Origin of the sequence: Pantoea trifolii, assembly GCF_024506435.1 — a bacterium.
Taxonomy (GTDB): Bacteria; Pseudomonadota; Gammaproteobacteria; order Enterobacterales; family Enterobacteriaceae; genus Pantoea; species Pantoea trifolii.
Genome location: NZ_JANIET010000001.1, coordinates 3,357,138 through 3,381,219, shown reverse-complemented (window position 1 = coordinate 3,381,219; position 24,082 = coordinate 3,357,138). Strand labels below are relative to the sequence as shown.

Annotated in this window: 22 protein-coding genes, 1 other RNA gene and 1 pseudogene; 16 read left to right on the top strand and 8 right to left on the bottom strand. The window is 55.9% G+C overall.

Annotated features, from left to right (window positions below; genetic code table 11):
- The first annotated feature begins 34 nt into the window (after window positions 1-34).
- Complete coding sequence (argO, locus tag NQH49_RS15650) at window positions 35-658, top strand: arginine exporter ArgO (protein ID WP_256697310.1); 624 nt, start codon at window positions 35-37, stop codon at window positions 656-658.
- Here the strand turns inward: argO and NQH49_RS15645 are convergent.
- Window positions 655-2,914: pseudogene (locus tag NQH49_RS15645) on the bottom strand (FAD-dependent oxidoreductase). The gene argO and the pseudogene NQH49_RS15645 sit on opposite strands and share 4 nt — an antisense overlap.
- A 57-nt stretch (window positions 2,915-2,971) precedes the next feature.
- Between NQH49_RS15645 and NQH49_RS15640 the strand changes: the two are divergent.
- Window positions 2,972-3,670, top strand: coding sequence for an IclR family transcriptional regulator (locus tag NQH49_RS15640; protein ID WP_256697308.1), 699 nt, complete (start codon window positions 2,972-2,974; stop codon window positions 3,668-3,670).
- Here the strand turns inward: NQH49_RS15640 and NQH49_RS15635 are convergent.
- Entirely contained in the window at window positions 3,657-4,964 is a 1,308-nt protein-coding gene (locus tag NQH49_RS15635; RefSeq protein ID WP_256697306.1) for an MFS transporter, read from the bottom strand. The genes NQH49_RS15640 and NQH49_RS15635 overlap by 14 nt on opposite strands.
- A 217-nt stretch (window positions 4,965-5,181) precedes the next feature.
- On the opposite strand from NQH49_RS15635, the gene NQH49_RS15630 reads away from it, so the two are divergent.
- Window positions 5,182-5,910 (top strand): oxidative stress defense protein, encoded by a 729-nt coding sequence (locus tag NQH49_RS15630; protein ID WP_061719855.1) that lies wholly within the window; start codon window positions 5,182-5,184, stop codon window positions 5,908-5,910.
- 38 nt (window positions 5,911-5,948) lie between these two features.
- On the opposite strand, the gene NQH49_RS15625 is transcribed toward NQH49_RS15630, so the two are convergent.
- Complete coding sequence (locus tag NQH49_RS15625; RefSeq protein ID WP_007890292.1) at window positions 5,949-6,854, bottom strand: LysR family transcriptional regulator ArgP; 906 nt, start codon at window positions 6,852-6,854, stop codon at window positions 5,949-5,951.
- Window positions 6,855-7,035: 181 nt separating this feature from the next.
- Between NQH49_RS15625 and rpiA the strand changes: the two genes are divergently transcribed.
- Both rpiA and serA read left to right on the top strand, forming a co-directional pair.
- Complete coding sequence (rpiA, locus tag NQH49_RS15620; protein ID WP_008108258.1) at window positions 7,036-7,695, top strand: ribose-5-phosphate isomerase RpiA; 660 nt, start codon at window positions 7,036-7,038, stop codon at window positions 7,693-7,695.
- 279 nt (window positions 7,696-7,974) lie between these two features.
- Window positions 7,975-9,213, top strand: a complete 1,239-nt coding sequence (gene serA / locus NQH49_RS15615; RefSeq protein WP_008108257.1) for a phosphoglycerate dehydrogenase — start codon at window positions 7,975-7,977, stop codon at window positions 9,211-9,213.
- Between the two features lie 38 nt (window positions 9,214-9,251).
- Here serA and NQH49_RS15610 read toward each other — a convergent pair whose 3' ends face one another.
- The 3 genes from NQH49_RS15610 to zapA all read right to left on the bottom strand — a co-directional run bounded on the left by NQH49_RS15610 (window position 9,252) and on the right by zapA (window position 10,481).
- Entirely contained in the window at window positions 9,252-9,848 is a 597-nt protein-coding gene (locus tag NQH49_RS15610; RefSeq protein ID WP_256697304.1) for a 5-formyltetrahydrofolate cyclo-ligase, read from the bottom strand.
- 80 nt (window positions 9,849-9,928) lie between these two features.
- Window positions 9,929-10,112, bottom strand: a non-coding RNA gene (gene ssrS / locus NQH49_RS15605) — 6S RNA.
- 39 nt (window positions 10,113-10,151) lie between these two features.
- Window positions 10,152-10,481 (bottom strand): cell division protein ZapA, encoded by a 330-nt coding sequence (zapA, locus tag NQH49_RS15600; protein WP_007890288.1) that lies wholly within the window; start codon window positions 10,479-10,481, stop codon window positions 10,152-10,154.
- 170 nt (window positions 10,482-10,651) lie between these two features.
- On the opposite strand from zapA, the gene NQH49_RS15595 reads away from it, so the two are divergent.
- The 9 genes from NQH49_RS15595 to trhA all read left to right on the top strand — a co-directional run bounded on the left by NQH49_RS15595 (window position 10,652) and on the right by trhA (window position 21,607).
- The gene (locus NQH49_RS15595) at window positions 10,652-11,233 is read left to right on the top strand and encodes a YecA/YgfB family protein (RefSeq protein WP_008108255.1); all 582 of its coding nucleotides are present in this window, start codon (window positions 10,652-10,654) and stop codon (window positions 11,231-11,233) included.
- Between the two features lie 50 nt (window positions 11,234-11,283).
- Window positions 11,284-12,606 carry a Xaa-Pro aminopeptidase gene (gene pepP / locus NQH49_RS15590; RefSeq protein ID WP_256697302.1) on the top strand — a complete coding sequence of 441 codons (1,323 nt, stop codon included), beginning with the start codon at window positions 11,284-11,286 and terminating at the stop codon, window positions 12,604-12,606.
- On the top strand, window positions 12,603-13,781 hold the full coding sequence (gene ubiH / locus NQH49_RS15585; RefSeq protein WP_256697301.1) for a 2-octaprenyl-6-methoxyphenyl hydroxylase: 1,179 nt from the start codon (window positions 12,603-12,605) through the stop codon (window positions 13,779-13,781). Before pepP ends, ubiH begins: the two co-directional genes overlap by 4 nt.
- A gap of 20 nt (window positions 13,782-13,801) precedes the next feature.
- A complete protein-coding gene (gene ubiI, locus NQH49_RS15580; protein WP_256697300.1) occupies window positions 13,802-15,004 on the top strand; it encodes an FAD-dependent 2-octaprenylphenol hydroxylase in 1,203 nt (400 codons plus the stop codon).
- A 421-nt stretch (window positions 15,005-15,425) separates the two neighbouring features.
- Window positions 15,426-16,523, top strand: coding sequence for a glycine cleavage system aminomethyltransferase GcvT (gcvT, locus tag NQH49_RS15575; protein WP_256697299.1), 1,098 nt, complete (start codon window positions 15,426-15,428; stop codon window positions 16,521-16,523).
- Between the two features lie 22 nt (window positions 16,524-16,545).
- A complete protein-coding gene (gene gcvH / locus NQH49_RS15570; RefSeq protein WP_008108250.1) occupies window positions 16,546-16,932 on the top strand; it encodes a glycine cleavage system protein GcvH in 387 nt (128 codons plus the stop codon).
- A gap of 99 nt (window positions 16,933-17,031) precedes the next feature.
- Window positions 17,032-19,905, top strand: a complete 2,874-nt coding sequence (gene gcvP, locus NQH49_RS15565) for an aminomethyl-transferring glycine dehydrogenase (RefSeq protein WP_256697298.1) — start codon at window positions 17,032-17,034, stop codon at window positions 19,903-19,905.
- Window positions 19,906-19,969: 64 nt separating this feature from the next.
- Window positions 19,970-20,713: an SDR family oxidoreductase gene (locus NQH49_RS15560; protein WP_256697297.1), complete on the top strand. Its 744-nt coding sequence runs from the start codon at window positions 19,970-19,972 to the stop codon at window positions 20,711-20,713.
- Between the two features lie 240 nt (window positions 20,714-20,953).
- Entirely contained in the window at window positions 20,954-21,607 is a 654-nt protein-coding gene (gene trhA, locus NQH49_RS15555) for a PAQR family membrane homeostasis protein TrhA (protein WP_256697296.1), read from the top strand.
- 49 nt (window positions 21,608-21,656) lie between these two features.
- Here the strand turns inward: trhA and ygfZ are convergent, their stop codons facing one another.
- The gene (gene ygfZ / locus NQH49_RS15550) at window positions 21,657-22,640 is read right to left on the bottom strand and encodes a tRNA-modifying protein YgfZ (protein WP_256697295.1); all 984 of its coding nucleotides are present in this window, start codon (window positions 22,638-22,640) and stop codon (window positions 21,657-21,659) included.
- A gap of 218 nt (window positions 22,641-22,858) precedes the next feature.
- Here ygfZ and sdhE point away from each other — a divergent pair, with 218 nt between their 5' ends.
- Together sdhE and NQH49_RS15540 are read left to right on the top strand one after the other, a co-directional pair.
- Window positions 22,859-23,125 carry an FAD assembly factor SdhE gene (gene sdhE, locus NQH49_RS15545; protein ID WP_061719865.1) on the top strand — a complete coding sequence of 89 codons (267 nt, stop codon included), beginning with the start codon at window positions 22,859-22,861 and terminating at the stop codon, window positions 23,123-23,125.
- On the top strand, window positions 23,100-23,519 hold the full coding sequence (locus NQH49_RS15540) for a protein YgfX (protein WP_256697293.1): 420 nt from the start codon (window positions 23,100-23,102) through the stop codon (window positions 23,517-23,519). The genes sdhE and NQH49_RS15540 overlap by 26 nt, the downstream gene beginning before the upstream one ends.
- Here NQH49_RS15540 and fldB read toward each other — a convergent pair.
- Window positions 23,516-24,034, bottom strand: a complete 519-nt coding sequence (gene fldB, locus NQH49_RS15535; protein WP_007890275.1) for a flavodoxin FldB — start codon at window positions 24,032-24,034, stop codon at window positions 23,516-23,518. The two genes, NQH49_RS15540 and fldB, sit on opposite strands and share 4 nt — an antisense overlap.
- Window positions 24,035-24,082 lie beyond the last annotated feature (48 nt).

Genomic DNA, 24,082 nt, shown 5'->3' with positions numbered 1-24,082 from the left:
GCATCGCATCTCCCCATTTTTTAGGATTGTTTCCGTGTTATCTGTTTATTTACAAGGGCTTGCTCTTGGTGCTGCGCTGATTCTGCCGTTAGGGCCGCAAAATGCTTTCGTGATGAATCAGGGCATCAAACGCCACTACCCTCTGATGACCGCATCGCTGTGTACCATTAGCGACATTGCGCTGATCTGCGGTGGGATTTTTGGCGGCAGCGCGTTGTTGAATCAATCGCCGATCTTATTGATGCTGATCACCTGGGCGGGCGTGGCATTTCTGCTGTGGTACGGCTGGGGCGCGCTGCGCAGTGCGTGGAAGGGCGATGTTTCATTGGCTTCTGACGCAGAGCTGAAACAAGGGCGCTGGCGCATTATCGCCACCATCCTGGCAGTCACCTGGCTCAATCCGCATGTCTATCTCGACACCTTTGTGGTGCTCGGCAGCCTCGGTAGCCAGCTTCCCTCTGAAGATGCGCGTCGCTGGTTTGCATTTGGCACCGTGAGCGCCTCAATCATCTGGTTCTTCGGCCTGGCGCTACTGGCAGCGTGGCTGTCGCCGCGGCTGCGCACCGTGCGGGCGCAGCGCATTATCAATCTGCTGGTCGGCGGCGTGATGTGGTTTATCGCCATTCAGCTGGCGCGTCAGGGCATTGCCGCTCTCTAATGCAGATGTAATCCGTACAGTGCGGGTAGCGCGCCCGCGCTGGCGAGCAACTCCAGCCGAATCTGGCTAAAACTCACGCCTTTTGGCACCGCGTGATGACACAGCGAGTGATGATTTTCCGTCACCTCCGCCAAGAGCATCTCATCCAGCCATACCCGATAATGCGTGGTGCAGTGCGGCGTCACCGCCTGTGCGTGCCCCATTTGCACCGTTTCCATCGCATGATCGAAGTCGTTGTCGAACAGCAAGGTAATCTGTTTTGCCCGTTGCGGTTCGTTCCAGTGCCAGCACGCGTAGGGATGCGTATCATCCTGCGCGGGCACCCAGCAATTGGTGTGCTGTTCCGGGCGTAGCTTGCCGTTGAGCAGGTAGTCGCGGTGCCAGAGTTGCAGCGGCATGTCCAGCGCAAAGGCCAGCAGGATTTGCTGCGGGGCACGGCGCGGCAGCCAGAAATCAAACTCATCAACGCCGTAATCGCCATCGTTAATCTGCCGGGTACGCTTCGCCACGCGCGGATTCAAACTATTGAAGACCATCATCACGCCCGGCAAACGCTGGCTGGTCAGCGCAACTTCAATCGCGGCGTTCTCCTCAAAGGTGATAAACACATAGCGATCGCAATCGGCACGATAATCAAAGCTCAGTCGATACGTGCCTTGCTCAGTAACCGTGATGCTTTGCGTGGCCAGATGGCAATCGCCGCAGATATTGGCCGGATTAGCGCTGGAGAGCAGCGACACCTGTAATTTCTGCGCATATGCGGCGCGTAACTGCACGCTAATCGTCGGCAAGCGTTCACCCGCTTTAAGTGGCAGCAGTAATGCACAGCGGGATTTTAGCGGCTGCCAACCGGCATCAGCGGGCAGGGCGCGCAGCTGTAAGGTACTGCTCACCGTGACATGCGCATCACGCGCGGGGTTTGCCAACGGATGTCGTGGAAAAAAACGCGCCCTGACGCAGCAGATGCTGCTGCAGCTGACCAACGCGGTCTGGCTGCGCCAGTTCGGCGGGCGTGATCTGCATTTGCTGGCACAGCGCTGCCGCGCGACCCACCACTTCGCCCAGCACGCCGCAGGTGCACATAACGCGAGCGCTGCCAAAGGCGACGTGCGTTGCGGAGATTAGTCGGCCAGTTAACAACAGATTGTCCAGCGACTGGCTGTAGAGCGCGCGGAAGGGGATGGTGTAAGTGCCTTTGCTGTGGAACTGACGACAGCCATCGTGTTCGCTGTAGACGCCGTCGGCCGGATGCAGATCAATCGACCAGCCGCCATACGCCACCGCGTCGTAGTGGTCGCGCTGTTCGATGATGTCCTGCTGGCAAAGCAGGGTATCGCCGAGAAAACGCCGACTCTCGCGCTTGCCGGGAATCAGGCCAACCCATTCGATGGTGAGGTTATCGGCATCGGGGAATTCGCCGGAGTTTTTGATGTAATCCCACACGCCCCAGACAATTTTCCACAGCTCCCACTTGATGGTTTCGCTCTCATGCACGGTATCAAGCCGTCCGCCCCATTCCAGCCACCATAAATCGCAGCCGTTCAGTTCTGAACTCAGGCGTTTATAGCGCGGGATGGCGGTAATCTCTTTCAGTGCGAAAGAGGGCGCAACGAAGCGTACTGGTTGCGCTGTACGCTTGGTGTAGAAATAAATGGAATGCCCGAGCTTGTGGCCAAAATTCTCACCTGGCGCCATTTTCTCGCCGAACTCCTCCACGGATTCGGCACCTACACGATGCGCCGCACCGGCCAGATAGCCCAACACGCCATCGCCGCTGGCATCGATAAATTGTGACGCCGAAACCTGATAACGCGTTTGATTGATGGCATTGAATGCCTGCACTGACTGCAAGCGGCGGCCCGACTTTTCGATCTCAGTAACAACCGTATTGAGCAGCAAAGTCAGGCCGGGCTGTGCCTGCGCCATGTCCAGCAGCACCATATCGAACAGTACCGGATTGCCCTCTTTGTTACGCCACAGGTTCTCCTCCATGATCTCGCCCATGATGCCGCCTTCGCGCGCCCAGCGATTGTTATTGCCCATGTGCGAAGTGGCGCCGTTGGCCCACAAGCGCACTTCGCTGGAGGCGTTGCCGCCCAGTACCGGACGATCCTGAATCAGCACCACATCAAGGCCATCGCGTGCGGCGGCGAGTGCGGCACATACGCCCGCCAGTCCACCGCCGACGATCAGCAACTCCGCTTGTAGCCGTTGTTGCGGAAAGTCGCGCACATTTTGCGTAGAGAAAGTCTGCATCATTTCATTCCTCTGACTCTAAGGCTAAGATTGGATTTTTCCCGCCGCAGGTGATCTATGTCTTCTCAACCCAACCAAAGCTTGATTGACGGTATTCGCTGCCTGCAATATCTGGTGTCCAGTGATAAAGCCGTGGGTTGCCGTGAACTGGCGCGCCAGATGGGGATGAACAGCACGCGCGTGAATCGCCTGCTGATGACCATGGCCTCGATTGGACTGACCACGCAGGATGAGCATCGACGCTATTTGCCCGGCCCCGGTATTCACGCGCTGGCGGCACAGGCAATTCGCGGATCTTCGCTGTTTGCACAGGCGTTGCCGCAGCTGGAACGGCATGCGCCGCGCGATATTGTGGTGGCGCTGGGCGTGCTGTGGGAAGATCAGGTGATCTATATCTGGCACTCGGAACCCGGTGAACGCATCAACACCAGCCAGGCGCTGGCGGGTTTCCGCATGCTGCCCGCGTGGCAATCGGTGATTGGCGTGTCGTTGCTGGCCGCGGAGAGCGATGAGGCGCTGCGCCCGCGTTTTAACGACGAACAGTGGTTGCAAATTGCGCCGCTGCTGGCGCGTAAGCGTGCTGAGAGTTACCTGATCTGGCACCGTGATGACGGCGAAATCAGCATGGCGCAGCCGATCGATAACAATCGCGCTGCACTGGCGTTTGCCAAAATCTGGCAGGACGATGAGGCGCATCTCGCGCAGCGGCTGCAACAGCTGCAATCGCTGGCGCAAACCGTCATCACCCCGCGCTAACATGATCGATTTTCCCGACAATAAACAGATAACTGCAGATGCCAATCGCGGCCAGCACGGCGATAAACGCCAGTGCTGGCGCGAAGTTATCGCCGTCGATTAACGCACCAATAGCAATCGGCACCACGATGGAGGAGAGCGCGCCGGTAAAGTTAAATACGCCGCCCGCCAGACCAATCAAATGGCGCGGTGCCAGCGCCGTGACAAACACCCACGTAATGGTTGCCAGTCCGTTGCCGAAAAATGCCAGCGACATAAACAGGATGATCAGCGTGGAATCATCGGTGTAGTTGGCACCAAGAATAAACAGCGTCAGGAATAGACCCAGGATTACCGGCAGCTTGCGCGCCACGCTGGCAGAAATGCCGCGGCGTATCATGCGATCCGAGGCAAATCCGGCCAGCAGCACGCCGCAGAAGGCGGCGAAATAGGGCACCGAAGCCACATATCCGCTTTTGATGAAGCCCATGTGGCGATACTCAACCAGATAGGTCGGGAACCAGGTGAGGAAGAACCAGAAGGTGGCAGAGATGGTGAACTGGCCGAGATAGATGCCGACCAATTTGCGACTGCGGAACATCTGCGCCAAATCACTCCAGCGCGCTTTGGGTTGTTGCGTATTCTGCCGACTCTCCAGCAGCGCACCGTTGTCGCGCAAATAGTTGAGCTCAGCTTCGGACACGCCTTGATGCTGATTTGGCTCGCGGTAGAGCCAATACCACACCAGCGCCCAAATCATCCCCGCGACTCCGGTAATCAAAAACAGCCCGCGCCAGCCAAATGCATCCTGCAGATGAAACAGCAGCGGCGTCATACAGGCGAGGCCGACAAACTGCGCTGAGGAGTAAATACCGATCGCACTGGCGCGCTCTTGCTCCGGGAACCAGCTGGAAATTACCCGATTATTGGAGGGCATCACCGGCGCTTCAAACGCTCCCACGCCGAGCCGCAGACCAAACAGTGCGCCAAAGCTGTTGGCAAGCGCATGCAGCGCGGTAATCAATGACCAGGCAAATAAACCGACGCCATAGACCACGCGCGTGCCAAGGCGGTCGATGAGGAAGCCGCCGGGGATCTGCAGTGCGGCGTAGATCCAGCCGAAAGCAGAGAAGATCAATCCCATCTCCATCGGCGTGAAGCGCAGTTCGCCCGCCATTGCGGTAGCGGCAACCGACAGGTTAGTACGATCCATGTAATTGATAATGATATTAATAAACACCAGAGCGAGCATCAGAAAGCGCGTGCGTCCAGCGCGAACGCTGACGGCTGTTTGGCTAAGCGGCTGTTCTGTCATTGGCAACTCTCCCGAACCCAGAAGTGTTTCTTTAATAGAAACGAATAAGTGCTTAATAGGCGAATCCGTACAGCTGAATTTGCGATCGCGGCTACGTTAAAAAGGAGATTGCTCGAACTTTTGAGCTGTTTACTAATCAGATAAGCACACATGTTAATGTGTTTTAGGTTTAGCCATAATGGCAACCTGCAAATTGAATCCCTCAAGGAGGACTTTCGTGAAACTGAAAGCACTGGCGCTGGCCGCCGTAATGAGCACCGGCGCACTGTCCGGTTTAGTTCAGGCAGGCGAATTGCCGAATGGACCGCATGTGGTGACGTCTGGACAGGCAAGCGTTGATGCCACGCCAGATCTCGCGACGCTCGCTATTGTGGTGAATGTTTCGTCGAAAGACGCGGCAGAAGCGAAGAAACAAGCTGATGACCGCGTGGCGCAATATTTCGATTTCCTGCAAAAGAACGGCATCGAGAAAAAAGATATTGATGCTGCAAACCTCAGCACGCAGCCAGAGTATGATTACACCAAAGAAGGTAAGTCGGTACTGAAAGGCTATCGTGCCGAGCGTCAGGTGCAGGTGACGCTGCGTCAACTGGACAAGCTGAACGAGCTGCTGGATGGCGCGTTGAAATCTGGCCTGAATGAAATTCGTTCCGTTGAACTGGGTGTCGCGAATCCGGACAGCTATAAAGAGAAAGCGCGTAAAGTGGCGATCGCAAATGCTACGCAGCAGGCCAATGCGCTGGCAGAAGGGTTTAACGCTAAGTTAGGTTCGGTTTACAGCATCCGCTATCACGTTGCGAACTACCAGCCGATGCCGATGGCGCGCATGTACAAAGCCGCCGCTGCACCCGCTGATACCACCGCGCAGCAAACTTACGAGCAGCAGAGCATTCACTTTGACGATCAGGTGGATGTGGTGTTCGAAATCAAACCGAATACACCGTAAGTTTGTATATCAGGTCGCCATTAATGGCGACCTGATCTTTACGCCGGCAACACATCCTGACGCAGCACGCGATGTCCGTGCGCAATCAGCGCATCGGTGACGCTGCGCATCAAGCGGCTTTCCGGCGCAAACCGGTGCCAGTACAGCATACGACGCTGATACAGGCCTGGCGTCAAATCCACCAGCTCACCTTGCGCCAGCTCGCGCTCAATCTGCAGATGCGGAATCATACAGCACACCGAACCCTGACGCGCCAGCTGCACAAAGGCTTCTGACGAGTTAACGATATGGCAGGGCACGCTGCCCGGCGACAGGTCAAAATTCTGCTGTAAAAACGCCTGATGCATATCATCCAGATGATCAAACGCCACCGCCGGCGCTTTCAGTAGCGCAGAGCGCGTCACGCCATTTGGGAAGTAACGTGCAGCAAAATCAGGCGAGGCGCAGAACAGATAATCGAGCGCGCCCAATTGATCCACTAAGCAGCTGGGCAGCGGCTGCGGCTGAATACTCACCGCGCCGACCACTTCACCACGACGCAGACGTTCCTGCGTGCGGGTTTCATCTTCTACCTGCAAATTCAGGCGCACCGGCGAATCGGCCAGTACATCTTTCAGCGCGGGCAGCAGCCAGGTTGCCAGACTGTCGGCGTTGACCGCCAGCGACAGCAACAGCGGCGTGGTTCCACCGTTGTCATCACCCAGCCACTCCTCTTCCAGCAGTTCAACCTGATGTAACAACGCCAGTAATTTTTGTCCCTGCTCGGTCGGACGCGGCGGCACGGTGCGCACCAGCAGCGGCTGACCAAATAAATTTTCCAGCTGTTTAATTCGCTGTGAAACCGCAGATTGGGTAATGCAGAGTTTTTGTGCCGCACGCTCAAAGCCGCGCTCGCGAATCACAGCATCCAGCGCCTGAAGCGTTCGATAATCCGGGCGTTTCATTATTGTTCTCTCTCGTTCAGGGTGGACGTTACTATGCCATAAAACTGTCAAATTGTGCTGCGGCGCATTTTTGCGGGCTGGCTTCCAAAGCGTTAAATCGGCTGTCTAACAGTCGCGCTTTTTCACAGCGCCTTGTTTTATACTACGCGCACTTCGATGTCGCACAGGTTTTAAACATACTATGACCCAGGATGAACTGAAAAAAGCGGTAGGTTGGGCAGCCCTTCAGTACGTAGAGCCCGGCACCATTGTCGGCGTAGGGACCGGATCAACGGCAGCGCATTTCATTGATGCACTCGGCACCATGAAGAATCAGATTGAAGGTGCGGTTTCCAGCTCGGAAGCCTCGACAGAGAAACTGAAAGCGTTAGGTATTCACGTCTTCGATCTCAACGAAATTGATGAGCTGTCGGTTTACGTCGATGGCGCCGATGAAATCAATCCGCAGATGCAGATGATCAAAGGCGGTGGCGCAGCGCTGACGCGAGAGAAAATCGTTGCGGCGGTGGCGAAGAAATTCATCTGCATTGCCGATGCATCGAAAGAAGTCGATGTGCTGGGCAATTTCCCGCTGCCGGTTGAAGTGATTCCGATGGCGCGTTCTTATGTGGCGCGTGAACTGGTTAAACTCGGCGGCTTGCCGGAGTATCGCCAGAACGTCATTACCGACAACGGCAACATTATTCTCGACGTGCATAATCTGCGAATTCTCGACCCCATCGAACTGGAAAAAACCATCAACGCGCTGCCTGGCGTGGTGACCGTTGGCCTGTTTGCAGGACGTGGCGCCGATGTCGCGCTGATTGGCACCGCCGACGGCGTGAAAACCATCGTAAAATGATCTGTCCGGCGCGCGTCATGCGCCGGTTATTTCCATCCGCAAAACATCTTTTCTCGCCAGGCTGAAATTTGGTGACTTATGTCACAAAAGATTCATCAGCAGTGAGTTCGTACTTCGTCCACTCAGGATGTCACGATTTTGTACGGCATTGTGCTGTCTCCGCGTGGGCGCGTGCTGGCTCCCAGGCAATCGTTTGTATTGCTGCGCACGAAATTTTTGATATTTTGACAGAAGGCTACCTTATGGTAGTCCTCATTGAATTCTGAATAGGGTCGGGAAATGGCAAAGGTATCACTGGAAAAAGACAAGATTAAGTTCCTGCTGGTGGAAGGCGTTCACCAGAGTGCGCTGGAAAACCTGCGTGCAGCAGGCTACACCAACATCGAGTTTCACAAAGGGGCGCTGGATGCGGAGTCGCTGAAATCCTCCATCCGCGATGCGCACTTCATTGGTATCCGTTCCCGTACCCAACTGACCGAAGAGATCTTCGCTGCCGCAGAAAAGCTGGTGGCAGTCGGCTGTTTCTGTATCGGTACCAACCAGGTTGATCTCGGTGCTGCGGCGAAACGCGGCGTGCCGGTGTTCAACGCACCGTTCTCCAACACCCGTTCAGTGGCTGAGTTGGTGATTGGCGAAATGTTGCTGATGCTGCGTGGCATTCCGGAAGCTAACGCCAAAGCGCACCGTGGCATCTGGAATAAAGTCGCCAACGGTTCGTTCGAAGCACGCGGCAAAAAACTGGGTATCATCGGCTACGGCCACATCGGCATGCAACTGGGTGTGCTGGCAGAAAGCCTCGGTATGCACGTGTTCTTTTACGATATCGAAAGCAAGCTGCCGCTGGGTAATGCGACGCAGGTGCGTCATCTCTCCGATCTGCTCAACATGAGCGACGTGGTGAGCCTGCACGTTCCTGAAACCCAGTCGACCCAGAACATGATTGGTGCCGAAGAGTTGGCGCTGATGAAGCCAGGCGCGCTGCTGATCAACGCTGCACGTGGTACCGTGATTGATATTCCGGCGCTGTGCGATGCACTGGCGAACAAACATCTGTCCGGTGCCGCCATCGACGTGTTCCCGGTTGAACCTGCCACCAACAGCGACCCGTTCAACTCACCGTTGTGCGAGTTTGATAACGTGATTCTGACGCCGCACATTGGTGGTTCAACACAGGAAGCGCAGGAAAATATCGGTATCGAAGTGGCTGGCAAGCTGGCGAAGTATTCGGATAACGGTTCTACGCTGTCTGCGGTTAACTTCCCGGAAGTCTCGCTGCCAATGCATGCAGCGAGCGCGAGCCGTTTGTTGCACATCCACGAAAACCGTCCAGGCGTATTGACGGCCATCAACCTGATCTTTGCCGAGCAGGGTATCAACATCGCGGCTCAGTATCTGCAAACTACGCCGGTGATGGGTTATGTGGTGATTGATATCGATGCGGAAAAAGATGTAGCGGATAAAGCGCTGCAGGCGATGAAGGCGATTCCAGGCACCATCCGCGCCCGTCTGCTGTACTGATTAATCAGGGCGCCATCGGCGCCCTTTGTTTTCCCTGTTTACGCTTCCCATTGCCACAGTTTCGATGGCGTCAGTATCGCGGGTAGCGGCACATCCCATGCAGCGACTGGCAGCGCTTCTACGCGCTGGCAATCATGTGCGATTCCCACCGGAAGAAAACCATGCTGCTGCCAGTGTTGCAGCGTGCGATCGTAAAATCCGCCGCCCATTCCCAAACGTTGACCCGCATGGTCAAACGCCACCAGCGGCACCAGCATCACATCGAGTTGATCCAGCGTTGCCAGTTGTGTGATATCCAACGGCGGTTCCGGGATGCGAAGTTTATTTGGCATGAGTGAAGTTTCTGGCGTGTAACGGATAAACAGCAGATTGCCCGGCGAGAAGGGATGAAGCACCGGTAAATAGACCTGTTTTTTTTGCTGCCACAGTTTGGCGATCAGCGGGCGGGTATTGATCTCTCCATCGACAGACAAAAACAGCGCAATGCGTTGAGCATTAGCGATCGGCGCAATGTTGATGGCGTGTTCAGCCAACTGATCGGCGGCCTGTTCTTGCTGTTCAGATGTGAGATTACGGCGCAAATGGCGCACATGCTGTCGGATGTCTTGACGGTCGATAAGTGAGGGCGCTGACATGATATCTAAATCCCCGGAATAATCGCTTCTTAAAAGCGATTATATCATGCGAACCGGGGAATCAGACTTGCTACTAAATGGAGATCTCCGAGATGCCGCCGCAGGCTGTAACCCTTGAACCCTTGGTTCAAGGTGAACATGCCGTCACAACTATTAGGCTTCTCGGACGGACCGAGCATGCGCACAAATTGTGGAGCGTCACATTCTGTTGGTATGAAATATCGGCTCAGGGGACTGGCCCGCTTGCAAACATCTCAGAGAAAATTTACTTCACCGTCACTCTAGCACGAGGACCATGAAGTGTTATTCAAAATTAGGGCCCTGGCGGTCAGTTATGCGACCTTGCTCTACTAACGCTTGTTCAATGGTCTGTTGCAGCATGCGGATACGTTGTTCCATGTTTGCTGCATAGTCGCGCGTCTTACCTTTCTCTTGTGCCAACTCGTGGCAGATGTTTAACGCGGCGATGAACACCAGCTGCTCTGTATTGGTGACTCTAGTGCGAACTTTTAAATCTTGCAACCGTTGATTGAGATCCTCTGCGGCCAGATTCAGCGCATCTTGCTGTTCAGGCGGGCAATTCACTCTTAACGAACGACCAAAAATTTGAATATCTACTGGTTGTGCAGACATGCCACCATCCTAACTGATTACTTCGATCGCATCTCCCTTACCGGTCAATGGGTTGGGAGGTGCGAAACTATATATACCCGAGTTATAAGTTACAACCCCTTTTCTGGAAACCCAGAGGCACCTGGTGGTAGCATAACACGAACTTATTCCGCCAACGACGACCAAAGCTTATGTCTTTACAGAACGCAACGCCTAGTTACAACGCGCTGGCCGCGGCCCTTTCACAGCAGGGCGTGGGCATGACGCCAGCCGAAATGCATGGTCTTCTTTCCGGGATTCTGTGCGGCGGCAATCAGGATACCAGCTGGAAAACCATGGTTCACGATCTCACCAACGAAGGCATGGCGTTTTCGCAGAGTCTGTCTCAGCCGTTGCAAGCGCTGCATGAAAGCCTGGCGACCACGCTGGAAGATGAAGGCTTTATGTTCCAGCTGATGTTGCCGGAAGATGATGACATCACGGTATTCGATCGCGCGGATGCGCTGGCCGGTTGGGTCAACCACTTCCTGCTCGGTTTGGGCGTCACTCAGCCTAAGCTGGAGAAAGTGACCGGTGAAACCGGCGAAGCGATTGACGATCTGCGCACTATTGCACAGCTCGGCTATGACGAAGATGAAGATCAGGAAGAGCTGGAGCAGTCGCTTGAAGAGGTGATTGAATACGTGCGCGTTGCCGCTCTGCTGTGCCATGACACCTTCACGCGTCAGCATCAGCCAACCGCACCAGAAGTACAGAAACCTACGTTACACTAAGCGCGTCAATGCGGGTGCGTTGTGGCCCGTCTTCAACAGGGAGTGCAAACATGATTACCTTGGATACGTTTCAACAACGTCGTCAGGCGTTGATTGCCCGCATGGCGCCAGGCAGCGCGGCATTGATTTTTGCTGCACCTGAAGTGACGCGCAGCAACGACACCGAATACAACTTTCGGCAAAACAGTGACTTCTGGTACTTCACCGGTTTTAACGAACCGCAGGCGCTGCTGGTATTGATCAAAAGCGATGACAAGCACAATCACAGCGTGCTGTTCAATCGCGTGCGTGACCTGACGGCCGAAATCTGGTTTGGTCGCCGCCTTGGTCAGGATGCCGCACCGGCAAAACTGGGTGTCGATCGCGCCTTGCCGTGGGATGACATTGGCGAGCAGCTGCATCAACTGCTTAACGGGCTGGATGTGGTTTACCACGCGCAAGGCGAATACGCAGAAGCCGATCAGTTGGTGTTCAGCGCGCTGGAAAAACTGCGTCGCGGCTTCCGTCAAAACCTCAGCGCGCCGGATACGCTTACCGACTGGCGTCCGTGGGTGCATGAAATGCGCCTGTTCAAAAGCGCAGAAGAGATTGAGATTCTGCGCCGCGCCGGCAAAATCAGCGCGCTGGCGCACACGCGAGCGATGCAAGCCTGTCGTCCGGGCATGTTCGAATATCAGCTGGAAGGCGAAATTCATCACGAATTCAATCGCCACGGCGCGCGCTTCCCCTCGTACAACACCATTGTCGGTTCCGGCGAAAATGGCTGCATTCTGCATTACACCGAAAACGAATGTGAAATGCGCGATGGCGACTTAGTGCTGATCGATGCAGGCTGTGAATTCCACGGCTACGCGGGCGATATCACCCGCACCTTCCCGGTCAACGGCACCTTCAGTGAACCGCAGCGCGCCATCTACGACATCGTGCTGGCCTCGCTCTACAAAGCGCTGTCGATGTTCCGTCCGGGCATCAGCATCCATGACGTCAATGACGAAGTGGTGCGCATCATGATCACCGGGCTGGTCGATCTCGGCATTCTGGATGGCAACATCGATACGCTGTTTGAAGAGCAGGCGCATCGTCCGTTCTTCATGCACGGTTTGGGCCACTGGCTGGGGCTGGATGTGCACGATGTCGGCCATTACGGCACGCCAAGCCGCGACCGCTTACTTGAGCCGGGCATGGTGCTGACCGTTGAGCCAGGCTTGTATATCGCGCCAGATGCCAAAGTGCCGGCACAATATCGCGGTATTGGCATTCGCATCGAAGATGACATCGTCATCACCGCTGACGGCAACGAAAATCTCACCGACAGCGTAGTGAAAGACGCCGACGCGATTGAAGCTCTGATGGCGGCGGCACGTCACGCATGAGCATTTTGATTGCCGGCGGCGGCATGACCGGCGCGACCCTTGCGCTGGCGATTTCACATCTGACGCAAGGCCAACTGCCGGTTACGCTGATTGAACGCAGCCAGCCCGACAGCCGCGCACATCCCGGCTTCGACGGACGTGCGATTGCGCTGGCGGCAGGCACCTGTCAGCAGTTAGCGGATATCGATCTGTGGCGCTCGCTGGCCGATTGCGCCACGCCAATTACCGATATTCACGTTTCCGATCGCGGTCATACCGGTTTTGTTTCGCTTAAAGCGCAAGATCATCAGGTTCCGGCGCTCGGCCAGGTGGTCGAACTGTTTGATGTCGGCCAGCGACTGTTTCAACGCCTGCAGAAAGCGCCTGGCGTCACGCTGCGCTGCCCGGATCGCGTAACTTCGGTATCACGCACCGCAGATAACGTGCAGGTCACGCTGAACAGCGGCGAACAACTGGAAGGCGCATTACTGGTGGCCGCCGACGGTGCGCGTTCACCTTTAGGCGCGTCCTGCGGCATCACCTGGCAGCGCGACGATTATCAGCAGCTGGCGGTGATTGCCAACGTGTCGACGCAGTTACCGCATCAGGGCCGCGCCTTTGAGCGCTTTACCGAACACGGCCCGCTGGCGCTGTTGCCGATGTCCGGCAACCGCATGTCGCTGGTGTGGTGCCATCCGCTTGAGGCGCAAGCAACGGTTAAGCAGTGGGACGATGCCACCTTCCTGCAAGAACTGCAGCGCGCATTTGGCTGGCGGTTGGGGCGTTTCACGCACTCCGGTCAACGCGAACATTATCCGCTGGCGTTGCAAACCGCTGAACGTCAGGTGACGCATCGTCTGGCGCTGGTGGGCAACGCGGCACAAACGCTGCATCCGATTGCCGGACAAGGCTTCAATCTGGGTTTGCGCGATGTGATGTCACTGGCAGAAACGCTGGCGGGCGCACATCGTCAGCAGCAAGATCCCGGCAGTTTCGCGGTATTGCAGCATTTTGCCGCGCGACGTCAGCCCGATCGTGCCGCCACTATTGGCGTCACTGACGGTTTAGTCCGACTGTTTGCTAACCGCTATGCGCCGTTGGTAGCAGGACGAAATCTTGGGCTGGTGGCAATGGACCATCTGCCTTGGCTACGAAATCCACTTGCCGCGCGCACGCTCGGCTGGGTTAAGCGTTAAGCACGAATTAAGGGGCAGCAATGCAAACTTTTGATGTGGCAATTGCCGGAGGCGGCATGGTGGGTTTGGCCGTCGCCTGCGGACTACAAGGCAGCGGCTTACGCGTTGCCGTGCTGGAAAAAGCACCCGAGCCACAGTTTGATCCGGCGGCCAAGGCGTCGATTCGCGTCTCCGCCATCAACGCTGCCAGCGAACGTCTGCTGCAAAAGCTCGATGTCTGGTCGAGCATTTTGGCGCTGCGTGCCAGTGCCTATCACGGCATGGAAGTGTGGGATCAGGACAGCTTCGGTTCGATCAGCTTTGATGATGAGCAGCAGGGCTTATCGCATCTCGGTCATATCATTGAAAATGAAGTGATTCATAGTGCGTTGTGGCAGCGTGCCAGTCAGAGCAGCGATATCACGCTGTTTGCCCCGGCGCAGTTGCAGCAAGTGGCATTTGGCGACAACGAAGCCTTTATTACGCTGCAAGATGGCAGCATGATGAGCGCCCGTTTGCTGGTTGCTGCCGACGGCGCGAATTCGTGGCTGCGTGACAAAGCGGATATTCCGCTGACCTTCTGGGATTACGAGCATCACGCGCTGGTGGCAAATATCCGCACCGATATGCCGCATGACGCCATTGCGCGTCAGGTGTTCCATGGCGACGGTATTCTGGCGTTTCTGCCGATGCAGGATCCGCACTTATGCTCAATCGTCTGGTCGCTCTCGCCGCAGGAAGCGGCGCGCGTGCAATCGATGCCGGAAGCGCTATTTAATCAGCAACTGTCGGTGGCGTTTGATATGCGTCTTGGCTTGTGTCAGGTCGAGAGCGAACGTAAAACTTTCCCGCTGACGGCACGTTATGCGCGTAACTTTGCCGCGCACCGTTTAGCGCTGGTCGGCGATGCCGCCCACACTATCCATCCGCTGGCCGGGCAGGGCGTGAATCTTGGTTTTATGGATGCAGCCGAATTAATTGGTGAAATTCGCCGCCTGCATCAGGAAGGCAAAGACATTGGTCAGCATCTCTATCTGCGTCGCTATGAGCGCAGCCGCAAGCACAGCGCGGCGATGATGCTGGCGGGGATGCAAGGCTTCCGCGAATTGTTTGCCGGTACCCATCCGGCGAAAAAGCTGCTGCGTGATGTTGGCCTCAAGCTCGCCGATACTTTGCCGGGCGTCAAACCGCTGATGCTAAAACAGGCGATGGGGCTTAACGATCTACCCAGCTGGATACGCTAATCATCTCTGCCAACGGCGCCTAAATAGGCGCCGTTTTCTTTGCTGCACCGCAATGATGCAGCGCTGCACCGCAATCGCGCCTCATTTGATTTATTCTAATTTTACCCCTTAATTCGCATTAGATTAATTCATGCAATAACTTTTCACATGCCGGACCATTTCTTAAACCTGCGGCGTCTATTCCCTCAATTTGCTGCGTGAAAGTAATTTAGTCGTATTTTGTGCGAGGCTAATTACAATAATGCAGTGATTTATGCTGGTGGCTGTTCGGTGGCTCATCGAAAGGTGGTAGTGTTTCGCCCTCGTTTTCCTCATGGTTAATTGCCGCATTAGGTGATAACTTCAGCATAAAGAGAACGTTTGCGTCAGCCTGCGAAGGCGACGCAGGCGCGTCACACTCACTTGTATTCACAGGATGGTTATGACTCAGCAAACGCCTCTATTCGAACAGCATCAGGCAAGCGGTGCGCGCATGGTGGACTTCCACGGTTGGATGATGCCGCTGCATTACGGCTCGCAAATGGATGAGCATCACGCGGTGCGTAACGATGCCGGCATGTTTGATGTTTCCCACATGACCATTGTCGATCTGCGCGGCGCACATACCCGCGAATTCCTGCGTTATCTGCTGGCGAACGATGTCGCCAAGCTGACCCAACCGGGCAAAGCCCTGTATACCGGCATGTTGAATGCCTCCGCTGGCGTCATTGATGATTTGATTGTTTACTTTATGAGCGAAGATTTCTTCCGTCTGGTGGTGAACTCCGCCACGCGTGAGAAAGATTTAGCGTGGATTAAACAGCATGCGCAGCCTTTTGGCGTGGAGCTGACCGAGCGTGACGATCTGGCGCTGATTGCGGTGCAAGGCCCAAATGCGCAGCAGAAAGCACAAACGCTATTTAGCGCTGCTCAGCGTGATGCCGTTGACGGCATGAAACCCTTCTTTGGCGTGCAGGCAGAAAAGCTGTTTATCGCCACTACCGGTTATACCGGCGAAGCGGGTTATGAGATTGCCATGCCTGCGAATGAGGCCGCCGCTTTCTGGCAGCAGCTGTTGGCCGCAGGCGTTAAACCGGCAGGACTTGGTGCGCGTGACACGCTGCGTCTGGAAGCGGGCATGAACCTGTACGGTCAGGAGATGGATGAAGGCGTTTCGCCGCTCGCCGCCAATATGGGCTGGACCATCAGCTGGGAACCTGCCGATCGCGATTTCATTGGTCGTGATGCCCTGCAGGCGCAGCGCGAGCACGGCACCGAGAAGCTGGTTGGCCTGGTGATGACCGAAAAAGGCGTGCTGCGCAACGGCTTAACGGTACGTTTCACCGATCAACAAGGTCAGCCGCAGCAAGGTATTATTACCAGTGGTTCCTTCTCACCAACCCTGGGTTACAGCATCGCGCTGGCGCGTGTGCCAGCCGGGATTGGTGAGCAGGCGATAGTGGAAATCCGCAACCGTGAAATGCCAGTAAACGTCACCAAACCGATTTTTGTTCGCGCCGGTAAGCCGGTCGCCCAGTAATTTTTTTCAGGAGAAATGGCCAATGAGCAATGTGCCAAGTGAATTGAAATACCGCGATAGCCACGAGTGGGTCCGTAAAGAAGCCGACGGCACCTTTACTGTTGGTATCACCGAACACGCACAGGAATTGCTGGGCGATATGGTGTTTGTCGATCTGCCAGATGTTGGTGCCACCTTCGCGGCCGGTGATGACTGCGCCGTTGCGGAGTCGGTGAAAGCGGCTTCAGACATCTATGCGCCACTGAGCGGTGAAATTGTTGCGGTGAATGACCAACTGGGCGATTCGCCAGAGCTGGTGAACAGCGCGCCATACGCTGATGGTTGGCTGTTCCGCATCAAAGCCAGCGACGCGTCAGAGCTCGACGCTATGCTGGATGCTGATGCCTACAAAGCCGCGATCGACGAGTAACCGGTAGTTTTAGAAGGTGACGCGCTGCGCCACCTTCTTTTTTATCTGCCTGATTTAACGCCATTTTTGTAACCCAGCCCGATTCAGGATTTACTGCAAATGACCCAGACTCTCAGCCAGCTTGAACACAACGGTGCTTTCATTGAGCGCCACATCGGTCCTACGCCGGAACAACAGGACTTAATGCTGAAAGCGATCGGTGCCAGTTCGCTCTCCTCATTGATCAGTTCTATCGTGCCTGCTGATATCCAACTGCCAGGCCCGCCTGCAGTGGGCGACGCCGCGACCGAGCAGCAAGCGCTGGCAGAGCTGAAAGCCATTGCCAGTCAGAACCAACGCTACAAATCCTGGATCGGCATGGGCTACAGCGCGGTGATCACACCGCCGGTTATCCTGCGTAACATGCTGGAAAACCCAGGCTGGTACACCGCGTATACGCCGTATCAGCCAGAAGTATCGCAGGGCCGTCTTGAGGCGCTGCTCAACTTCCAAACCCTGACGCTGGATCTGACCGGTCTGGATATCGCTTCCGCGTCACTGCTGGATGAAGCGACCGCTGCAGCCGAAGCGATGGCGATGGCCAAGCGCGTCAGCAAACTGAAAACCGCCAGCAAATTCTTCATCGCCAATGACATTCATCCACAGACGCTGGATGTGGTGCGCACCCGCGCAGAAACCTTTGGTTTTGAACTGATTATTGATAGTGCTGACAAGGTGCTGGATCACGACGATCTGTTCGGCGTGTTGCTGCAACAGGTTGGTACGCACGGTGAAGTGCACGATTACCGCACACTGATTGCCGAGCTGAAAAGCCGCAAAGTGGTGGTGAGCGTAGCCGCAGACTTCATGGCGCTGGTGCAGTTAGAAGCGCCAGGCAAGCAGGGCGCAGATATCGTCTTCGGTTCTGCCCAGCGTTTCGGCGTGCCGATGGGTTACGGCGGACCACACGCCGCGTTCTTCGCCAGCCGCGACGAGCATAAACGCTCGATGCCTGGCCGTATCATTGGTGTATCACGCGATGCCGCCGGTAACACCGCGCTGCGCATGGCGATGCAAACCCGCGAGCAACATATCCGTCGTGAGAAAGCCAACTCCAACATCTGTACATCGCAGGTGCTGCTGGCAAATATCGCCGGTCTCTATGCGGTGCATCACGGTCCGGTTGGCCTGAAACGCATTGCATCCCGTATTCACCGTCTGACCAGCATTCTGGCCGCAGGCCTGCAAAACGGCGGCCTGAAGCTGCGCCACAACAGCTGGTTTGATACGCTGACAGTAGAAATATCTGATAAAGCGGCGGTACTAAACCGCGCGCAGAGCTTTGGCGTCAACCTGCGCAGCGATATCCACAATGCCGTCGGCATTACGCTGGATGAAACCACCGCACGTGAAGATGTGCTGGCGCTGTTCGCGATCCTGCTGGGTGATGCTCACGGCCAGGACATTGATGCGCTGGATGCCGCTGTTGCTGCGGAAAACAGCGCGATTCCGGCCGGTCAGGTGCGTGAGAGCGCCTTCCTGACCCATCCGGTGTTCAACCGTCATCACAGCGAAACTGAGATGATGCGTTACATGCACAGCCTGGAGAAAAAGGATCTGGCACTGAACCAGGCGATGATCCCACTCGGTTCGTGCACCATGAAACTCAACGCTGCGGCGGAGATGATCCCGATCACCTGGCCGGAATTCGCCGAACTGCATCCGTTCTGCCCGGCTGAGCAGGCGTCGGGTTATTTGCAGATGATTGGCCAGCTGTCGCAATGGCTGGTGCAGCTGACCGGCTACGATGCGCTGTGCATGCAGCCCAACTCGGGCGCACAGGGCGAATACGCGGGTCTGCTGGCGATTCGCCGTTACCACGAAAGCCGCAACGAAGGTGGCCGTAATGTCTGCCTGATCCCAAGCTCGGCGCACGGCACCAATCCGGCATCGGCGCAGATGGCGGGCATGTCGGTGGTGGTGGTGGCTTGCGATAAACAAGGCAACATCGACCTTGGCGATCTGCGTGAGAAAGCCGCACAGGTCGGTGAGCAGCTGTCGTGCATCATGGTGACCTATCCGTCAACGCACGGCGTTTACGAAGAAACCATCCGCGAAGTGTGCCAGATCGTGCATCAGCACGGCGGCCAGGTGTATCTCGACGGCGCCAACATGAATGCGCAGGTTGGTATCACCACGCCGGGTTACATCGGCGCGGACGTATCGCACCTTAACCTGCACAAAACCTTCTGCATTCCGCACGGCGGTGGCGGTCCAGGCATGGGCCCAATCGGTGTGAAAGCGCATCTGGCGCCGTTCGTGCCGGGTCACAGCGTAGTGCAAATTGATGGCGTGCTGACGCAGCAGGGCGCGGTTTCTGCTGCTCCGTTCGGTAGTGCATCGATTCTGCCAATCAGCTGGATGTATATCCGCATGATGGGCGCAGAAGGTCTGAAACAAGCCAGTTCGGTGGCGATTCTGAACGCCAACTATATCGCCAGCCGTCTGCAATCTGCTTATCCGATTCTGTATGCGGGCCGCGATGGCCGCGTGGCGCACGAATGTATTCTCGACATTCGTCCGCTGAAAGAGCAGACCGGCATCAGCGAGCTGGATATTGCTAAACGTCTGATCGATTACGGTTTCCACGCACCAACCATGTCATTCCCGGTGGCGGGAACGCTGATGGTTGAACCAACGGAATCAGAAAGCAAAATCGAGCTGGATCGCTTTATCGATGCGATGCTGGCCATCCGCATGGAAATCGATCGCGTTGCCGATGGCGAATGGCCGCTGGAAGATAACCCGCTGGTAAACGCACCGCACACCCAGACAGAAATCGTCGGCGACTGGACGCATCCGTACACCCGCGAACTGGCGGTGTTCCCGGCCGGCAGCGCTAACAAATACTGGCCGACGGTGAAACGTCTGGATGATGTATTTGGCGACCGCAATGTCTTCTGTTCGTGTGTACCAATGAGCGAATATATTTAGGCTAAAGTTACGGGAAGTATTTATGAAAGGGCCGACTGTTCGGCCCTTTTTTTTGGAGGCAAAAATGGATCTGGCTTTGATTACCGGTGGTAGTCGTGGGATTGGCCGCGCAACCGCGTTATTGTTGGCGCAGGCGGGTTATCGCGTGGCGATCAACTATCGCCAGCGTCAAGCCGAAGCGGCAAGCGTGGTGGCAGAGATTGAAGCGCAGGGCGGCAGTGCGTTTACATTGCAGGCCGATATCGCCGATGAAACACAGGTTATGCGTATGTTTGCCGAGTTGGATCAGCAAGCGGGCGTGCTGCGAGTGCTGGTGAATAATGCCGGTATTTTGTTTACCCAATGCCGGGTGGAAGATCTGGATGCCGAACGTATTCAACGCGTGTTCGCCACTAACGTTACCGGCACGTTCATCTGTTGTCGTGAGGCGGTGAAACGCATGGGTACGCATCATGGCGGCAAAGGTGGTGCCATCGTCAACGTGTCATCCGCCGCATCCCGTCTGGGTGCGCCAGGTGAATATGTGGATTACGCCGCCTCGAAAGGGGCGATGGATACGCTGACCAAAGGTTTGTCGCTGGAAGTGGCGGCGCAGGGTATTCGCGTCAACAGCGTGCGCCCTGGCCTTATTTATACCGACATGCACGCCGATGGCGGCGAGCCGGACCGAGTCGATCGGCTGGCAAGCATGTTGCCAATGGGACGCGGCGGTCAGGCCGAAGAGATTGCTGCAGCGATTGTCTGGCTGGCGAGCGATGCCGCGTCGTATGTGACGGGCACCTTTATTGATGCGGCTGGCGGGCGATAATTAATCAGGCCGGCATAAATACCGACCCTACAAAACCCAAAAACGATGATCCTTTACGTATAAAACCCTCCAAATCCCCGTAGGGTCGCCATTCATGGCGACCGACTTAATCAATCTCTCACCTGTCACACCCACTCACAGATTTAATTTAGCGTACATGTGTACTCTGAAAATTATCCCGGTTACTCTGGTTGCTCAGAAATAGCACACTTGCTTTTTCCGTTGTTCAGGAATCACTTCATGGTACAAACCCCAGTTATTGCCCAGGGCTACTCGTTGGCAGAAGAGATTGCCAATAGTATCAGCCACGGAATCGGCTGCATTTTCGGTATTATCGGGCTGGTGTTAATGCTGACACAAGCCGTTGAATCCCAAGCTAACATCACCGCGATCACCAGTTACAGCCTGTACGGCAGCAGCATCATTTTGCTCTATCTCGCCTCAACGCTGTATCACGCCATTCCCCATCAAAAAGCCAAATACTGGCTAAAGAAATTTGACCACTGCGCCATCTATCTGTTGATTGCCGGCACTTATACGCCGTTCTTGTTGGTGGGGCTCAATTCGCCGCTGGCACAAGGTTTGATGGTGGTGATTTGGAGTCTGGCGCTGGCCGGTATCCTGTTCAAAATCGCCTTTGCTCATCGCTTTGAAGCGCTGTCGCTGGTGACTTATCTTGGTATGGGTTGGCTGTCGCTGGTGGTGATTTATCAGCTGGCGATCAAACTGTCGCCGGGCGGGATTTGGCTGCTGGCTGCCGGTGGGATTGTTTATTCGCTGGGGGTGATTTTCTACGTCTCACGCCGCATTCCTTACAGTCACGCCATCTGGCATGGTTTTGTGCTCGGCGGCAGCGTGCTGCACTTCTGCGCGATTTATTTTTATGTGATGTAAGTTCGATTCAGGTCGCCATGAATGGCGACCCTGCGGGCTTGGTGCGCAATTATTCTGCCAATGAATACGGCAGTGGTTGAATGGTCAACTTGCCACTTTCATCGCCTTCCACGCGCAGTACGCTTTCCGGCTCCAAATCGTTGTTCATCACCACCTGCACCCAAACGCTGCCGTCATCCAGCTGCACACCGCTCAATACCGTGCCGGTGCGGCGCCATTTATCGCCCATCTGCAGCTCCATCGAACCGCCAACGTCCGGCACTTTGCTGGCTTTGCCCGCCAGCCAATAGAGTGCGCGTTTGTTAGCGCCGCGGAATTTGGCCCGCGCCACCATCTCCTGGCCGGTGTAGCAGCCTTTTTTGAAGCTGATCGCATCCAGCGCCTGCAGGTTGGTGGCTTGTGGGATCAGCTGCGCGCTGGTGGCGCTTTCAATCACCGGAATGCCCGCTTCGATATCCAGTGCCAGCCATTGCAAGCTGTCGTTGAACTGCGCTTCGCCCGCCAGTTTTTCTTTCAGCGCATTCGCCTGTTCTGACGTGGTCACCAGCAGGAAACGTTCGGCTGGCTGGGCAAACCACAGCAGCGTGCTGTCACCTTGCTGCACCACTGGCGTTTCGGCATCCGGCAGCGTGCTGAACACGCCCGCCAGCGCGGCGCGCGCCTGGAAACCGGCAACGCCCAGCAGCACCGCTTCATCATCCGCAACGAGGGTGACTTTGGCGAACACCGCGTATTTCTTTAGTTCGGTAAGCTGCTGCTCACGCAGGTTGCGGCGCACCACGTACGCGTAACCTTCGGTGCGATGGAACAGACGAATGTTGCTCCACATTTTTCCTTTGGCATCGCAGTGCGCGGCAGGACGATGTTGCGTCTCGCCCATCGCCGCAACATCCAGCGTCAGCTGACCTTGCAGATAAGACGTGCTGTCATTGCCCTGCACCTTCACCAGCGCCCATTCGTCGAGCGAAATCAGGGTCAAAGGCAGGCGTGACGATGCAGCAGGCTGGCGAGGTGGAAGGGTAAAAATCGACATGTCTCTTTCCTGATTAATGAGGTAATAGGTTGCAATGGTAAAAGAGCAGTGCGGCTTTGCAACCTGTTTACTGAATATGGCGCACAAATCGCGTGATACCCATTGCAAATTGGGGGATGTAACGCCGAGGCATTCCACAGGGGTAAGCACAGCGCCTGCAGCGAGAAAAAAAAGCAGGTACACTGAGCGCCACTGTTTTTAGTCATGGAACCTGAGACATGGAAATTAACGACAAAGCCCGCGTCCAATGGGCATGCCGTCGCGGCATGCTGGAGCTGGATATCGCTATCATGCCGTTTTTCAAATTCGAATATGATTCGCTGGACGACACCGATAAGCAGGTGTTTATCGCGCTGTTAAAGAGTGACGATCCCGATCTGTTCAACTGGTTAATGAATCACGGTGAACCGGTCGATCCCGAGTTCAAACGCATGGTGAAACTGATTCAGCAGCGCAACCGTGAACGCGGTCCGGTGGCAATGTGATCTGCGGGCGTCACGCAGTGCGCGCGCACTGAATGTGACGCTCTCGCTGCTGTGCGCCGGTTTGCTGCTGGCGCTTGAGTGGCCTGACGCGTGGGCGTGGAGTAAAGCGCCGGTGTTAGTGCTGCTGCTGGCAGAATGCTGGCGCAACGAGCGCCGTTTGGTGCAGCGCGTAGGTCGTCTGGCGCTAGACATTAAGGGCAATTGGCTGTGGCGCGATGTGCGCTGGCGAGCAGAACGCAGGGCAGATTGGTTACCGTATGGCGTTTTGCTGGTGTTGCGTAACCAGCAGGGGAAGCGCTGGCGGCTGTGGTTGATGCACGACAACCTGCCGCCCGGTGAATGGCGCACGTTACGCGCCTGCTGTTTTCTGCGCGAGGGGCAAACGCTGCCTTAAAGCAGCGCTGCGGTTTCCGTCAGAATCTGTTCACACCACTGTTCGACGCGCTCATCGCTCAGATCGAACTGGTTAACATCGTCAAGCGCCAGGCCGACAAACTGCGAGCCATCTGCGGTCAGCGGTTTTTTGCTGGTAAACTCATAGCCTTCCAGCGGCCAGTAACCTACAAACTGCACGCCCATCGGCTGCAACAGTTCGTGCAGCATGCCGAGCGCATCCAGGAACCATTCGGCGTATTCGCCCTGATCGCCCATGCCGTACAGCGCCACGATTTTCCCGCGCAAGTTCAGCGCCGGAATCTGCGGCCAAATCGCTTCCCAATCTTCCTGCAATTCACCGAAGTCCCACGTCGGAATACCGAGGATCAGCAAATCGTACTGCTCCATCAGCGACGGATCGTCATCTTTCAAATTGTGCAGCGTGACTAATTCTTCACCGATAAAGTCGCGGATCTTCTCCGCCGTCATCTCGGTGTAGCAGGTGCTCGAACCATAAAATAAACCAATATTCATGCAATTAATGCTCTGTCTGAAACTGACTCGGGGGCAATTGTACCAGAA